This window comes from Streptomyces sp. 2323.1 (genome assembly GCF_900221035.1).
Classification (GTDB): Bacteria; Actinomycetota; Actinomycetes; order Streptomycetales; family Streptomycetaceae; genus Streptomyces; species Streptomyces sioyaensis.
The window spans coordinates 2,526,246-2,541,288 of sequence record NZ_LT907981.1; the positions used below are offsets into that span (position 1 = coordinate 2,526,246).

The 15,043-nt window shown below is 70.4% G+C and carries 11 protein-coding genes; 6 read left to right on the forward strand and 5 right to left on the reverse strand.

The genetic code is table 11. The features are described 5' to 3' along the window. The first annotated feature begins 110 nt into the window (after nt 1–110). On the forward strand, nt 111–908 hold the full coding sequence (locus tag CPH93_RS10160) for an ABC transporter ATP-binding protein (RefSeq protein ID WP_093485236.1): 798 nt from the start codon (nt 111–113) through the stop codon (nt 906–908). 67 nt (nt 909–975) lie between these two features. After that, nucleotides 976–3,540 carry an ABC transporter permease gene (locus tag CPH93_RS10165; protein ID WP_096212602.1) on the forward strand — a complete coding sequence of 855 codons (2,565 nt, stop codon included), beginning with the start codon at nt 976–978 and terminating at the stop codon, nt 3,538–3,540. 86 nt (nt 3,541–3,626) lie between these two features. Here the strand turns inward: CPH93_RS10165 and CPH93_RS10170 are convergent, their stop codons facing one another. Next, nucleotides 3,627–4,652, reverse strand: a complete 1,026-nt coding sequence (locus tag CPH93_RS10170; protein ID WP_096212603.1) for an ATP-dependent 6-phosphofructokinase — start codon at nt 4,650–4,652, stop codon at nt 3,627–3,629. Nucleotides 4,653–4,886: 234 nt separating this feature from the next. On the opposite strand from CPH93_RS10170, the gene pta reads away from it, so the two are divergent. The 3 genes from pta to pyk all read left to right on the forward strand — a co-directional run bounded on the left by pta (nt 4,887) and on the right by pyk (nt 9,733). Beyond that, nucleotides 4,887–6,983 (forward strand): phosphate acetyltransferase, encoded by a 2,097-nt coding sequence (pta, locus tag CPH93_RS10175; protein ID WP_096212604.1) that lies wholly within the window; start codon nt 4,887–4,889, stop codon nt 6,981–6,983. Nucleotides 6,984–7,032: 49 nt separating this feature from the next. Next, nucleotides 7,033–8,244 (forward strand): acetate kinase, encoded by a 1,212-nt coding sequence (locus tag CPH93_RS10180; protein ID WP_096212605.1) that lies wholly within the window; start codon nt 7,033–7,035, stop codon nt 8,242–8,244. 61 nt (nt 8,245–8,305) lie between these two features. Beyond that, entirely contained in the window at nt 8,306–9,733 is a 1,428-nt protein-coding gene (gene pyk / locus CPH93_RS10185) for a pyruvate kinase (RefSeq protein WP_006603035.1), read from the forward strand. Nucleotides 9,734–9,836: 103 nt separating this feature from the next. Here the strand turns inward: pyk and CPH93_RS10190 are convergent, their stop codons facing one another. The 4 genes from CPH93_RS10190 to CPH93_RS10210 form a co-directional block, all read right to left on the reverse strand. Beyond that, nucleotides 9,837–11,060, reverse strand: coding sequence for a hypothetical protein (locus CPH93_RS10190; RefSeq protein WP_096212606.1), 1,224 nt, complete (start codon nt 11,058–11,060; stop codon nt 9,837–9,839). Nucleotides 11,061–11,130: 70 nt separating this feature from the next. After that, entirely contained in the window at nt 11,131–11,694 is a 564-nt protein-coding gene (locus CPH93_RS10195; protein WP_093485229.1) for a DUF6114 domain-containing protein, read from the reverse strand. Nucleotides 11,695–11,824: 130 nt separating this feature from the next. Next, complete coding sequence (locus CPH93_RS10200) at nt 11,825–12,442, reverse strand: DUF6230 family protein (protein WP_093485228.1); 618 nt, start codon at nt 12,440–12,442, stop codon at nt 11,825–11,827. A 611-nt stretch (nt 12,443–13,053) separates the two neighbouring features. Next, the gene (locus CPH93_RS10210; protein WP_096212607.1) at nt 13,054–14,025 is read right to left on the reverse strand and encodes a tetratricopeptide repeat protein; all 972 of its coding nucleotides are present in this window, start codon (nt 14,023–14,025) and stop codon (nt 13,054–13,056) included. A 358-nt stretch (nt 14,026–14,383) separates the two neighbouring features. Between CPH93_RS10210 and CPH93_RS10215 the strand changes: the two genes are divergently transcribed. Next, nucleotides 14,384–15,037 carry a TetR/AcrR family transcriptional regulator gene (locus tag CPH93_RS10215; protein WP_231977261.1) on the forward strand — a complete coding sequence of 218 codons (654 nt, stop codon included), beginning with the start codon at nt 14,384–14,386 and terminating at the stop codon, nt 15,035–15,037. Nucleotides 15,038–15,043: the final 6 nt, after the last annotated feature.

Sequence of the window (15,043 nt, forward strand, 5' to 3'; positions counted from 1 at the left end):
ATGGCACTTCCGGCCGGTCCGGCTTTCGGTCCCTGCGGGTGAAGACCGGGCTGACCTGCGCATTCGAGAATGAGGACGTCGAAACATCCGTCCTTTTTCCAGGAGTTCCCGTGTCGCACGCGGCCACCTCTCCGGGTTTCCCCGGTTCCCCCGCCTCCGCCCGCACCGCCGCCGTCGCCGCCTGTGCCACGGACCTGAGCAAGGTCTACGGCCAGGGGGAGACCCGCGTGGTCGCACTGGACTCCGTCTCCGTCGAGTTCGGCCGGGCCCGGTTCACGGCGATCATGGGCCCGTCCGGCTCCGGCAAGTCCACGCTGATGCACTGCATGGCCGGACTGGACCGGATCTCCTCGGGCTCGGCCCGGATCGGCGAGGTCGAGCTGGGGTCGCTGAACGACAAGCAGCTGACGCGGCTGCGCCGGGACAAGGTCGGCTTCATCTTCCAGGCGTTCAATCTGCTGCCGACGCTGAGCGCGCTGGAGAACATCACGCTGCCGATGGACATCGCGGGCCGCAAGCCCGACCGGGAGTGGCTCGACGCGGTGATCGACACCGTCGGTCTCTCGGGGCGGCTCGCCCACCGGCCGTCGCAGCTCTCCGGCGGCCAGCAGCAGCGGGTCGCGGTCGCCCGGGCGCTGGCCGCCCAGCCGGAGATCATCTTCGCGGACGAGCCGACCGGCAACCTCGACTCCCGCTCCGGCGCCGAAGTGCTGGGCTTTCTGCGGGAGTCCGTGCGGGCGGCGAACCAGACGGTGGTGATGGTCACCCATGACCCGGTCGCCGCCGCGTACGCGGACCGGGTGGTCTTCCTCGCGGACGGCCGGATCGTCGAGGAGCTCCACGAGCCGACCGCGGACGCCGTCCTGGACCGGATGCGGCTGTTCGACTCCAAGGGCCGTACGAGCTGACCCCGGCGCCCCCTTCGCGCCCCTGGGGCGCCCCCCTTCACCTCCAGCAACCGGACCAGGACCCACCATGCTGCGTACCGCCCTGCGCAATGTCCTTGCGCACAAAGCCCGATTGATGATGACCGCGCTCGCGGTCCTGCTCGGCGTCGCCTTCGTCGCCGGCACCCTCATCTTCAGCGACACCGTCGGCGAAGCCGTCAAGAACGCCTCCGCCCGGAACCTCAAGGACGTGGCCGTCTCCGTCCAGGCCGCCGACGAGGACCCCGAGGCCCCCTCGTCCGTCGGCCCGGGGAAGGACGGCAAGCGGGCCACCGCCCTCGACGACAAGCTCGCGGACAAGATCCGTGCGCTGCCCGGCGTACGGTCCGTGCGGGCGAACGTCACCGGGCAGGCGACCCTCGCCGGGACCGACGACCAGCCGGTCGGCAACGGCTGGCAGAACATCGCCACCAACTACCAGCCGGGCAAGGACGGCAAGGACAGCCGCTACCCGCTGGTGTCGGGCCGCGGCCCGGCCGCCGGGGACGAGATCGCGCTGGCCGAGACGACCGCGAAGGCGGCCGGCTATGCGCTCGGCGACACCGTACGGTTCGCCACCGACGGGCCGGTGCTGAAGAAGAAGCTGGTCGGCCTGGTGCGGACCGATGACCCGCAGGTGACCGCGGGCGGCAGCCTGGCGCTGTTCGACACCGCCACCGCGCAGAAACTGTTCCTGCACGCCGGACAGTTCGACGAGCTGATCGTGGCGGCCGCGCCCGGCACCGACCAGCAGGCGCTGACCGCGAAGGTGCGCGAGGTGCTGCCGGCGAAGCGGGCCCGGGCGACCAGCGGCAGCGAGCTCGCGGCCGAACAGTCCCGGATGATCGCCGAGTCGAACAGCGCACTGAGCAAGACCCTGCTGACCTTCGCCGGCATCGCGCTGTTCGTCGGCATCTTCATCATCGCCAACACCTTCACCATGCTGATCTCCCAGCGCAGCCGCGAGATCGCGCTGCTGCGCGCGGTCGGTGCCTCCCGCCGGCAGGTCGTCCGCTCGGTGCTCGCCGAGGCGGCGCTGCTGGGGCTGATCTCCTCGGTCGTGGGCTTCGCGCTGGGCACCGGAATCGCGGTGGGGCTGCGGGCGGTGCTGGACGCCAACGGCGCGGGCTTCCCGGACGGGCCGCTCGTCATCAGCCCGGCCGCGGTGCTCTCCGCGCTGGGGGTGGGCGTCGTGGTGACCGTACTGGCCGCCTGGCTGCCGTCCCGCAAGGCGGCGAAGATCGCGCCGGTGGAGGCGCTGAGCAGCGTCGAGGCGCCGCCGAAGCTGCGCAGCCTGGTCGTCCGCAATGTCATCGGCTCGGTGATCACCGGGCTGGGCGTCGCGGTGATGCTCTACGTCTCCACCCTCAAGTCCGGGGACGATCTGCCGACCGCGATGCTCGGCTCGGCGGTGACCCTGATCGGCGTGATCATCCTGGCGCCGCTGCTGTCCCGTCCGCTGGTGTCGCTGGCCGGTCTGGTCACCACCCGGCTCTTCGGCATCGGCGGCAAGCTGGCCAAGGAGAACGCGCTGCGCAATCCGCGCCGTACGGCGGCGACCGCGTCGGCGCTGATGATCGGCCTCACCCTGATCACCGGGATGACGGTCGTCGGGCACTCGGCGCAGATCGGCATGGACAAGATGGCGGCCACCGAGATGGCGGCCGACTACCGGATCGAGACCACGACCTTCACCGGTCTGGATCCCGAGCTGTCGAAGAAGGTGGCGCACCTCCCGGGCGTCGAGGCGATGGCTCCGCTGCGCGGCGCCGGCTATGCGGTCGGGGACGGCTTCGGCTCCGTCACCGGCACCGACCTCTCGCAGATCGACAAGCTCACCCGTCTGACGTTCACCCAGGGCTCGCTGGACGCCGTACGGGCCGGCGGGATCGCCGTCGCGCAGGAGGAGGCCAAGCGCCGCGGCTGGCAGGCCGGCGACACCGCGACCCTGGAGTTCGACGACAAGAAGAAGGCCAAGGTGAAGGTCGCCGCCGTCTACAAGGACAACGAGACCTTCGGCGACGCCCTGGCCGATGTGTCCCTGGTCGATCCGCACCTGCCCCAGGTCAAGAACGACAAGCTGCTGGTGAAGGCCGCCGGCGGCGGCTCCCCGGCCCTGGCCAAGGACATCCGGCACACGCTCGGCGACAGCCCGCTGCTGAAGATCCAGAGCCATGACGACCTGCGCAAGGAGAACGCCGGGCAGATCGACACCATCGTGAACATGGTCTACGGGCTGCTCGGCATGGCCGTGATCATCGCGGTGGTCGGTGTCGTCAACACCCTGGCGATGTCGGTGTTCGAGCGGACCCGGGAGATCGGGATGCTGCGGGCGATCGGCCTGGCGCGCAGCGGTATCAAGCAGATGGTGCGGCTGGAGTCGGTGGTCATCTCGCTGTTCGGCGCGGTGCTCGGCATCGGGCTGGGGGTCTTCCTGGCCTGGGCCGGCGGCAGCCTGGTCGGCTCGTCGTTCCCGACCTACGAGATGGTGCTGCCCTGGGGCCGGATCGGCCTGTTCCTGCTGATCGCGCTGGTCGTGGGGGTGCTGGCGGCGCTGTGGCCGGCCCGCCGGGCGGCCCGGCTGAACATGCTGGAGGCCATCGGCGCGGAGTGACCGCCCGTGCCGACGGCGGCGCGCCTCCCCTCAACCAGGGGGAGGCGCGCCGCCGTTGGTGTACGCAGTGTGGGAGCCCGCCGGGCTCAGAAGACCGACTCGGCCTCGTCCATCCGCCACTCGGGCACCGTCTTGAGCTCGGTGACCGCGTCGGCCAGCGGGACCATTTTGATGTCGGTGCCGCGCAGCGCGGTCATCCGGCCGAAGTCGCCGCGGTGCGCGGCCTCGACGGCGTGCCAGCCGAAGCGGGTGGCGAGCACCCGGTCGTAGGCGGTGGGGGTACCGCCGCGCTGGACATGGCCGAGAATGACCGGCCGGGCCTCCTTGCCGAGGCGCTTTTCCAGCTCGTGGGCGAGCGCGTTGCCGATGCCGGAGAACCGCTCGTGGCCGTACTGGTCGATGGCGCCCTTCTTGTAGTCCATGCTGCCGGGGGCCGGATGCGCCCCCTCGGCGACACAGACCACGGCGAACTTCTTGCCCCGGGCGAAGCGCTCCTCGACCATCGTGACCAGGTCGTTGACCTCGAAGCCGCGCTCGGGGAGGCAGATGCCGTGGGCGCCGCCGGCCATGCCGGACTCCAGCGCGATCCAGCCCGCGTGCCGGCCCATCACCTCGACGACCATGACCCGCTGGTGCGACTCCGCGGTGGTCTTGAGGCGGTCGATGGCCTCGGTCGCGACGCCGACGGCGGTGTCGAAGCCGAAGGTGCGGTCGGTGGAGGAGATGTCGTTGTCGATGGTCTTGGGAACGCCGACGACCGGGAGGCCGGCGTCCGACAGCATCCGGGCGGCGGTCAGCGTGCCCTCGCCGCCGATCGGGATGAGGACGTCGATGCCGTAGTCCTTGGAGTGGTCCTTGGCGTCCTCGCAGGCCTGCTGGAGCCGGGCGCGCTCCAGCCGGGAGGAGCCGAGGATGGTGCCGCCGCGGGCGAGGATGCCGCTGACCCCTTCGAGGTCGAGCTTGCGGAAGCGGCCGTCGAGCAGGCCCGAGAAGCCGTCCTCGAAGCCGATGACCTCGTCGCCGTGCCCGGTGAGGGCGCGGTGGACCACCGACCGGATCACAGCGTTCAGGCCGGGGCAGTCGCCGCCTGCGGTGAGGACTCCGATACGCATCGTGCTGTGTCTCCTGTGCTCGCTGTCGGTTCCGTGTGAGCCGGTCCGATTGTTTCACGGGAGGCCCGGCCCTCCCCGCCCACCGGCCCTCACCCCTACTGTTCCTGCACGGACTGCACAAGGGAAACTGGGAGAGCGGCCTAGCCACACACGCAGGTATTGTCAAGAGGGGCATGCCCACCATAACGGCCAATTTTTGCCTTGCGAGCAACGGAAAAGGATCGGAGAGCACGCGTGACGCGCAGCGTGTACGTGACCGGGATCGACCGCGGCGACGGCCGCCAGGTCATCGAGCTGGGAGTCATGGAGCTCCTGACCCGCCATGTCGACCGGGTGGGCGTCTTCCGTCCGCTGGTCCATGACGACGGGCCGGACCGGCTCTTCGACCTGCTGCGGGCGCGCTACCGGCTCACCCAGCCCGCCGACACCGTCCACGGCATCGGTTACGAGGAGGCCGCCGCCCTCCAGGCCGAGCGCGGCACCGACGAGCTGGTCTCCCGGCTCGTCGACCGCTTCCACGCCGTGGCCAGGGACTACGAGTACGTCCTGGTCCTCGGCTCGGACTACGCGGCCACCAGCCTCCCCGACGAGCTGAACCTCAATGCGCGCCTGGCCAACGAATTCGGTGCCGCCGTACTGGCCGTCGTCGGCGGTCAGGGCCAGGAGGCCGAGTCGGTGCGCGCCGAGGCCCACAACGCCTACCGCGCCTACCACTCGCTGGGTTGCGACGTCGTGGCCATGGTCGTCAACCGGGTGGCGCCCGAGCACCGCGCGGCCGTCGTCGAGCGGCTCGCCGCCCGCCTGCCGGTGCCCTGCTACGCCCTCCCCGAGGACGGCTCGCTCTCCGCACCGACCGTCAGCCAGATCGTGCACACCCTCGGCGCCGAGGTGCTGCTCGGCGACGACTCGGGGCTCGCCAGGGACGCCCGGGACTTCGTCTTCGGCGGCGCCATGCTGCCGACCTTCCTCAAGGCGCTCACGCCCGGCTGCCTCGTGGTGACCCCCGGGGACCGGGCGGACCTGGTCATCGGCTCGCTCGCGGCGCACAGCGCCGGTGCCCCGCCGATCGCCGGTGTGCTGCTCACCCTCGACGAGCGGCCCGGCCCGGACATCATGGCGCTGGCGGGCCGGCTCGCCCCCGGCACCCCGGTCGTCTCCGTACCCGGCGGCTCCTTCCCGACCGCCGGCGAGCTGTTCGCGATCGAGGGCAAGCTGAACGCCGCCTCGCCGCGCAAGGCGGAGACCGCGCTCGGCCTCTTCGAGCGGCATGTGGACACCGTGGAGCTGACGAACCGGATCTCCGTCGCCCGCTCCGGCCGGGTGACACCGATGATGTTCGAGCACGAGCTGATCGAGCGCTCCCGCTCCGGCCGCCGCCGGGTCGTGCTCCCCGAGGGCAGCGAGGAGCGGGTGCTGCGCGCCGCCGATGTGCTCCTGCGCCGCGACGTCTGCGAGCTGACGCTGCTGGGCGACGAGGAGGCGATCCGCAAGCGCGCCGCCGACCTGGCCATCGACCTGGCGGACGCCCAGATCATCGATCCGCAGACCTCCGCGCTGCGCGAGCGGTTCGCCGAGCGCTACGCCGCGCTGCGCGCCCACAAGGGCGTCAGCGTCGAGCTGGCCTACGACGTGGTCGCGGACGTCTCCTACTTCGGCACGCTGATGGTCCAGGAGGGCCTGGCCGACGGCATGGTCTCCGGTGCGGTGCACTCCACCGCCGCCACCATCCGCCCCGCCTTCGAGATCATCAAGACCAGGCCGAACGCCCAGATCGTCTCCTCGGTCTTCTTCATGTGCCTGGCCGACCGGGTGCTGGTGTACGGCGACTGCGCGGTCAACCCGGACCCGGACGCCGAGCAGCTGGCGGACATCGCGATCCAGTCGGCCACCACCGCCGCCCAGTTCGGCGTCGAGCCGCGGATCGCGATGCTGTCGTACTCCACCGGCACCTCCGGCTCCGGCGCCGACGTCGACAAGGTCCGCAAGGCCACCGAGCTCGTCCGCGCGCTGCGCCCCGATCTGCTGGTCGAGGGCCCGATCCAGTACGACGCGGCGGTGGACGCGGCGGTCGCGCAGACCAAGCTGCCCGAGTCCGATGTCGCCGGCAAGGCCACCGTGCTGATCTTCCCGGACCTCAACACCGGCAACAACACCTACAAGGCCGTGCAGCGCTCGGCCGGTGCGGTCGCCGTCGGCCCGGTCCTGCAGGGTCTGCGCAAGCCGGTCAACGACCTCTCGCGCGGCGCTCTGGTGCAGGACATCGTCAACACCGTGGCGATCACCGCCATCCAGGCGCAGGGCGAGCGGCCCGGCGCCGGCCCCGCCGCCTGACCGCGGTCCCCCTCCGCCCGACCCCCCTCCCCCTCTCGGAGAGCGCTCCATGACTGCCACCGCCACCCGCGTACTCGTCCTCAACTCCGGCTCCTCGTCGCTGAAGTACCAGCTGCTCGACATGCACGACGCCTCCCGGCTCGCCGTCGGCCTCGTCGAGCGGATCGGCGAGGAGACCTCGCGCCTGGTGCACACCCCGCTGGCCACCGGCGGCGCGAAGCGCGAGACCGAGGGCGCGATGGCCGACCACGACGCCGCGCTGAAGGCCGTCGCCGCGGAGCTGGCCGCCGACGGGCTCGGCCTCGACTCCCCGCAGCTGGCCGCGATCGGGCACCGGGTGGTGCACGGCGGGCTGAAGTTCACCGCACCGACCGTGATCGACGACGCGGTGCTGACGGAGATCGAGCGGCTGGTGCCGGTCGCGCCGCTGCACAACCCGGCCAACATCACCGGCATCCGGACCGCCCGGGCGCTGCGCCCCGACCTGCCGCAGGTCGCGGTCTTCGACACCGCCTTCCACACCACGATGCCGGAGTACGCGGCCCGTTACGCCATCGACGTGGCGACCGCCGACGCCCACCGCATCCGCCGCTACGGCTTCCACGGCACCTCGCACGCCTACGTCTCCCGCAAGACCGCGGCGCTGCTGGGCAAGGGCCCCTCCGAGGTCAATGTCATCGTGCTGCACCTGGGCAACGGCGCCTCCGCCTCGGCGGTGGCCGGCGGCCGCTGCGTGGACACCTCCATGGGCCTGACCCCGCTGGAGGGCCTGGTCATGGGCACCCGCTCCGGTGACATCGACCCGGCGGTGACCTTCCACCTCAAGCGGGTGGCCGGGATGTCGGAGGACGAGGTCGACGAGCTGCTCAACAAGAAGAGCGGGCTGATCGGGCTGTGCGGCGACAACGACATGCGCGAGATCCGCCGCCGGATCGACGAGGGCGACGCCCAGGCGAAGCTCGCCTTCGACATCTACATCCACCGGCTGAAGAAGTACCTCGGCGCCTACACCGCGGTGCTCGGCCGGGTCGACGCGGTGGCCTTCACCGCGGGCGTCGGCGAGAACGCCGCCCCGGTGCGCGAGGCCGCGATCGCCGGTCTGGCGGATATGGGCATGGCGGTGGACGCGGACCGCAATGCCGTACGGTCCGACGAGCCCCGGCTGATCTCGCCCGAGGGCTCCCGGGTCGCGGTCGCCGTGGTGCCCACCGATGAGGAACTGGAGATCGCCCAGCAGACATACGCCCTGGTCAGCGCCTAGGACTCGGTGTTTCGGCCGACCGATAAATTCCGCTCCTAAACAAACCGATAGGATTCCGCCCATGCGCCGTTCCAAAATCGTCTGCACCCTGGGCCCCGCCGTCGACTCCTACGAGAAGCTGAAGACGCTGATCGAGGCCGGCATGAACGTGGCCCGTTTCAATATGAGCCACGGGACCCAGCCGGAGCACGAGGAGCGGTATCACCGCCTCCGAAAGGCCTGCGAGGAGACCGGCCGCGCGGTCGGCGTGCTGGCCGACCTCCAGGGCCCCAAGATCCGCCTGGAAACCTTCGCCGACGGCCCCGTGGAGCTGGTGCGCGGGGACGAGTTCGTCATCACCACCGAGGACGTCCCCGGCGACAAGACCATCTGCGGCACGACCTACAAGGGCCTGCCCGGCGATGTGTCCAAGGGCGACCCGATCCTGATCAACGACGGCAATGTCGCGCTCCAGGTCATCGAGGTCGACGGCCCGCGGGTGCGGACCATCGTCATCGAGGGCGGGGTCATCTCCGACCACAAGGGCATCAACCTCCCCGGTGCCGCGGTGAACGTCCCCGCGCTGTCCCAGAAGGACATCGAGGACCTGAAGTTCGCCCTGAACATGGGCTGCGACATGGTCGCGCTGTCCTTCGTCCGGGACGCCAAGGACGTCCAGGACGTGCACCGCGTCATGGACGAGGTGGGCCGCCGGGTCCCGGTCATCGCCAAGGTGGAGAAGCCACAGGCGGTGGCCAACATGGAGGAGGTCGTGATGGCGTTCGACGCCGTCATGGTCGCCCGTGGTGACCTGGCGGTGGAGTACCCGCTGGAGAAGGTCCCGATGGTGCAGAAGCGGCTGATCGAGCTGTGCCGCCGCAACGCCAAGCCGGTGATCGTGGCGACCCAGATGATGGAGTCGATGATCACCAACTCCCGGCCGACCCGCGCCGAGGCCTCCGACGTCGCCAACGCCATCCTCGACGGCGCCGACGCGGTGATGCTCTCCGCGGAGTCCTCGGTCGGCCAGTACCCCATCGAGACCGTCAAGACGATGTCGAAGATCGTCGAGGCGGCCGAGGAGGAGCTGCTCTCCAAGGGCCTGCAGCCGCTGGTGCCCGGCAAGAAGCCGCGGACGCAGGGCGGTGCGGTGGCCCGCGCGGCCTGCGAGATGGCCGACTTCCTGGACGGCAAGGCGCTGGTGGCCTTCACCAAGTCCGGTGACACCGCCCGCCGGCTCTCCCGCTACCGCGCCGCCCAGCCGATCCTGGCCTTCACCACGGACGCCACCACCCGCAACCAGCTCACGCTGAGCTGGGGCGTCGACAGCTTCGTCGTGCAGCACGTCGACAACACCGACGCGATGGTCGACCTGGTGGACGCCGAGCTGCTCAAGCTCCAGCTCTACAGCAAGGGCGACACCATGCTGATCACCGCCGGTTCGCCCCCCGGCGTTCCCGGCACCACCAACATGGTCCGGGTGCACCACCTCGGCGGCCAGCAGGCCTGAGCCCGGCACGCGAAACGGCGGTGGGCCGCCCCCTGGGGGAAGGGGGCGGCCCACCGCCGTTTTCTGCGGCTCCCGAACGGGTCGGGGTGGCCCGGGGCGTTCCTCAGCCGGTCATGAACTGGTGCAGACCCGGGACGTGGAGGTTGCCGCCGAACTGGCCCGCCTGATCGATCTTCACCTTGGTGAAGTACGCGAACGGGACGTTGAGCGGCGGCGGGTGCTCGGGGTCGAAGACGATCGGGATCAACCCGAAGAGGTTGCCCTGCAGCCGCTCGGTGTACATGGTCACCTTGCCGCCGCGGATCGTGGACGTGGACCCCTGGGACGCCTGAACGTGGTACTTCTTGCCGGACGCCTTGTCGTCGACGGTCTGATGCAGATCACCGATGTCGACGCTGTCGGCGGTGAACTTCAGGGCCTGCTTGGTGTGGCCGTTCTGCGTCTGGACGTTGACGACGCCTTCGTAGTTCAGACCGCGCAGGGTGAGCGCGCTGGACTCCAGGTGCCAGGGGTCGTCGGGCAGGGTGACGGGGGTCTGCTCGTCCTTGCCCTTCTGCTTGTTCTCGACGACGCAGGGGAAGGACTTCTTGCCGCTGGAGTCCTTGCCGTCGAGGCCGCCGCCGGGCAGGGCGTTGTCCGCCGCACCCACGGCGCCGTGGACGGTGTCGTTGACCGTCTTCGAGCCGTTCTTGAGGCTGTCACCGGCCTTGCCGGCGCCGTCCTTGAGGCCGTCGACCGTGTCCGTGACCGGCTTGGTGGCCTTGTCCACGGCGGACCCCGAGTCGCCGGCCGCGGCGTCCTTGGAGGCCGACGGCGAGGGGCTCGGCGTGGCCGACGCGGACGTCGAGGGGCTCGGCGAGGCGGAGGCGTCGGACTTGTCGCCGCCCAGCAGACCGCCGAGCGCGTCGCCGATGCCGCCCAGCACACCGCCGTCGTCCTTCTTGTCCTCGGAGGGCGAGGGCGACGGGGTCGCCGAGCCCGAGGGCTCGCTGCTCTCCTTGGAGGCGGACGGCTCGGGCGCGGGCTTGCTCTCCGCGTCCTTGCCGGCCGACGTCGAGGGCGAGGCGGACGGCTCGGCGCTGGGCTTGTCGGACGGCTTGGTGCCGCCCTTCGTGCCCGTGTCGTCCTTCGCACCGTCCTTGGCCTTGGCATCCTTCTGGCCGGCCTTGTCCGGTGCGGTGACGCAAGGGCCGTCCTTGAAGGGGCTCTTGGGCGCCGGCTTTGCTATTGCCATCTGGGGCGTCAGCCCCATGCCCATGAGCACCGCGGACGGCATGGCGGCGATGGCTATCGCCTTGCCCGCGGGCACGTGGAGCCGCGTCAGCAAGGGCTTCCTGGGGGCCGCGTGTCGCGGCCCGCCTCTCGCCCCGGCAGCTGCGCGCTCCTCGTGCAGCTCGTCACCCGGCACAGTGCCTCCCGTTCGTTCCGTTGGTCGGGCTGGTTCCTGACAGGTCGTCCAGCCCCTTGCCCAACCCGGGACCGGCGGCCGGCGCGGGGTGCGTGGCGACCACGGGTCCGGCAACCGTCCTGGCGGCCGGATCGTCGTCGTCCTCGCTTCGAGCGGCCTTGCCCGGCGCCCAGGAGACACCCAGCGCACCGCCGATCAGCCCCAGAAGGAAGCCGATCAGAAAGGCGCCGAAGTTCGAGACGACCAGGGAGACCAGGGAGAGCAGAATCGCCGCCACACCCGCAAAGACGCGGGAAGCCGGCTGAAACCACATGGTGAGACCGAGCACGACCAGCAGTACGCCGATGATCAGCGAGCCGGCGCCGGCGGTGGTCGCCATGCGGACGGTCAGGGAACCGATCGTGAGATTCGCGTAAGGGATGTACATGATCGGGAGGCCGGCCAGCAGGGTCAGCATTCCGCCCCAGAACGGGCGGTGTCCGCGCCACTCCCGGAACGAAAGCCGCTTGCGGCCGATGGTCTCGATCAGCCGTGGTCGCGTTTCGGCGCTCATGTCGTACAGCTCCTCGGGACTGGCAAATCGGTGGTTCTGTGCTGGAGTGTTCTACTTGGCACTACCCGGCGTACGGGCACGGGGAACGGCATCCGCCGTACAGCTCCCCCGCGCCCGTACGCTCAGTGCGTCAGTAGCACTCGCTCTTGCCCTTGGCGACGCTCATCTTCAGGCCGCTGAGCTTGAACGTGCCGGCCGTCGTGGCCCAGGCCTGCTGCTTGACGTGGGTCAGCGTGGCCGATTCGGCCTGCTGGGCGAAGGAGCCGGGGTCGGCCTTGTCGCCCTTGTGCATCCCCGGGCCCTTGGTCGTCGAACCCGCAGCAACACCGATGTCGATGTTGTTGAAGGTCGCGTCCGCGGACAGCTGGTCGAGGTCGATGTAGAGGTTCTTCGCCTCGACGGGCGTGTCACCGCCACCGGCCGACAGCTTCATCGACACATCGCCGAAGACCGGGACCGGAACGACCACCGACTGGCACAGGTTCCTGATCTTGGCGTTCGAGAACCCCGAGACCGCTACCGGGACCTGCTTGCCGCCCTTCTGGGCGTCAATGGCTCCATACTGAACAAATCCGGTGCCGTCCAGCCGGTCTGTCGCGACCTTGAACTGCTGTCCGGACACGCTGAACGATGCCGCGAGCGCACCCTGCGAGAGGGCGACGCCGATCGCGGCAGTCGCCGCGACGCTCGGCACCATGACGACGGCGAACCGCTTCCATCTGGTCCCGCCACGAGCCAGGGACTCCATGACTTTCCTCCTTCTCGGACGTACATCTCCGGTACCGGCCGCCTCCGTTGAGGGGCGGTACCTGGGATGGGAGAAGTGCTACGTCCTCGGGAAGGAGAGCGCCTGTTCTCGGAGGCACATCGTGTTCCGAATACCGGCGATCACCCCCGAGCGACAACCACTGGCCACGCTCTCGCGCAACCTCCTGGACAGGCCCTGCCGGGTGGGGCAGAGACCCCCCTGTCCACGGCCGGCGCCACTGCCGCCGACCACTCGGTGGGGACCCAAGTACCCCGCGGCACCAACCGGATGCCGGGCTGCGGGAATGGACCGAGCGTGGCCGATCGTGGTCCATTCACGGCCGGTGCACAAGGGGCTCGTTACTTGCGGGTAACGACCCGATAAACACGCCACGACGGACCGAGATCAACTGGACACACGCTGTGGTTGCTCACCGCAAGGGGACAAGAGTCAATTGCGGACAGATCACCGCAAGAGGGCGATTGATACTTACTCCAAGTAACAGCGGCCACGTTTACCAAGTTTTGGTAAAACGTGGCCGCTGCGTCGTTTGGTTGGTCAACTCGCGGAGGGCGTACTGGTCACAAGCGGGCGAGTCAGCGGACAGCGGGTCAGAACAGCACTCGGGCCAGTGCCGTACGCGCCGCCGTCACCCGCGGATCCTCGGCACCGATGACCTCGAACAGCTCCAGCAGCCGCAGCCGTGCGGCCTCCCGGTCGTCGCCCGCATTCCGCTTCACCGCGTCGACCAGCCGGCCGAAGGCGTCCTCGACATGGCCGCCGACCAGATCGAGGTCCGCGGCACGGATCTGCGCCGGCACATCGGCCGGGTTCTCCGCGGCCTCCTTGCGCACGGCCTGCGGGTCCAGATCCTGGACCCGGCGCAGGAGTTCGGCCTGCGCCAGACCGAGCTTGGCCTCCGGGTTGGCGGGGTCGTCGGACAGGACGTTCTTGTAGGCCTGGATGGCGCCGCCCAGATCACCGGAGTCGAGCGCCTGGTTCGCGGCCTCCAGCAGGGCGTCGTAGGGACCGGCCGGCGCCGGGGGCGCGACCTGCTCCTGCTCGTCCGCGGCCTGCGGCTCGACGGGCGCCCCCACGATGCCGAACTGCTGCTCGGCGGCCTGCACCAGCTGGTCGAGCACCTGGCGGATCTGCGCCTCCGGGGCCGCGCCCTGGAACAGCGGGATCGGCTGGCCCGCCACGACGGCGAAGACCGCCGGGATGCCCTGCACCCCGAACTGCTGGAACAGCATCTGGTTGGCGTCGACGTCGATCTTGGCCAGCACGAACTTGCCGGCGTACTCCCCCGCGAGGCGCTCCAGCAGCGGACCCAGCTGCTTGCACGGCTCGCACCACTCGGCCCAGAAGTCGATGACGACCGGGACCTCGGTGGAACGCTGCAGGACGTCCTGCTGGAACCCGGCCTCGTCGACGTCGAACACCAGGCGGGCACCGCTCGCGGGCGCCTGGCCCGTACGGGCGGCCTCGGCACGTGCCTGTTCCGCCTTCTGCTTCGCTTCCCCGGCCGCCTTCAGCGCGGCGAGGTCGACGACTCCACTCATGGACATATTGCGTGGCTGCATGGGTCCATCCTCCCCCCTGGGCGGTCCGTTCCGAAAAGCGATCCGGAAAGCGATGCGGTCGGCGACGCGGAATCCCCGGTCCGGTATCGCCGCCGGACCTTCCGCAGAGCACCGCATCCGCTCCGTACGCCCCGCCGGATGCCGGCGTACGTCCTGGATCGCTGCCCGTTTCGGTCCCGAGGAGGACCGGTTGCGGCCATGGGTCCCCACCCACGGCCAGTGGCTATCACTCTTACGCTACGACCCGTAGCGTAACTCGCCGTCGCCTCCGCCCCACAACCGGTTTCAGCCCTGAGTGAAGTGATCTCCCTCACGGCGGACGGCGCCCGGGCCCGTACTGCCCGGTATGGTCGCCCGCATGCACGACTCCGCCAGCCCCCGCAAAGGCCGCACGGGCCGCCCGCGCAGCGCCGCGACCGACCACGCGATCCTCAGCGCGACCCGCGCCGCGCTGGTCGATGTGGGCTGGGGGCGGCTCACCATGAGCGAGGTGGCGGCCCGCGCCGGGGTCGCCAAGACGACGCTCTACCGCCGCTGGGCCAACAAGAACGAGCTCGTCGTGGACGCCGTGGCGGTCCTCTTCGACGAGCTCGAACTCCCCGACCGGGGCTGTCTGCGCTCCGACATCGAGGGCGTGGTGCTGCAGTTCGGCGCGCTGCTCGCGCGGCCGGAGACCAAGACGGCGCTGATGGCCGTGGTCGCCGAGTCCACCACCGACGAGGCGCTGCGCGAACGGATCCGCTCGGCGATCGTCGACCGTCAGAAACGGCTGGTCTCGCTCGGCCGCTCCCGCGCCCAGACCCGCGGCGAACTGCCCCCGGACACCACCGGCGAGGACGGCGCCCGGGCCGCCGCCCGCGCCATGGACCTGATCTTCGATGTGATCGCCGGGGCGATCGTGCACCGCACCCTGGTCAGTGGCGAACCGGTGGACGCCGAGTGGGGCCGCGACTTCACCGCCCTCTTCCTGACCGGACTGACCGGACTGGCCGGTCCCGACGGCCGGAGCTGACGCCCG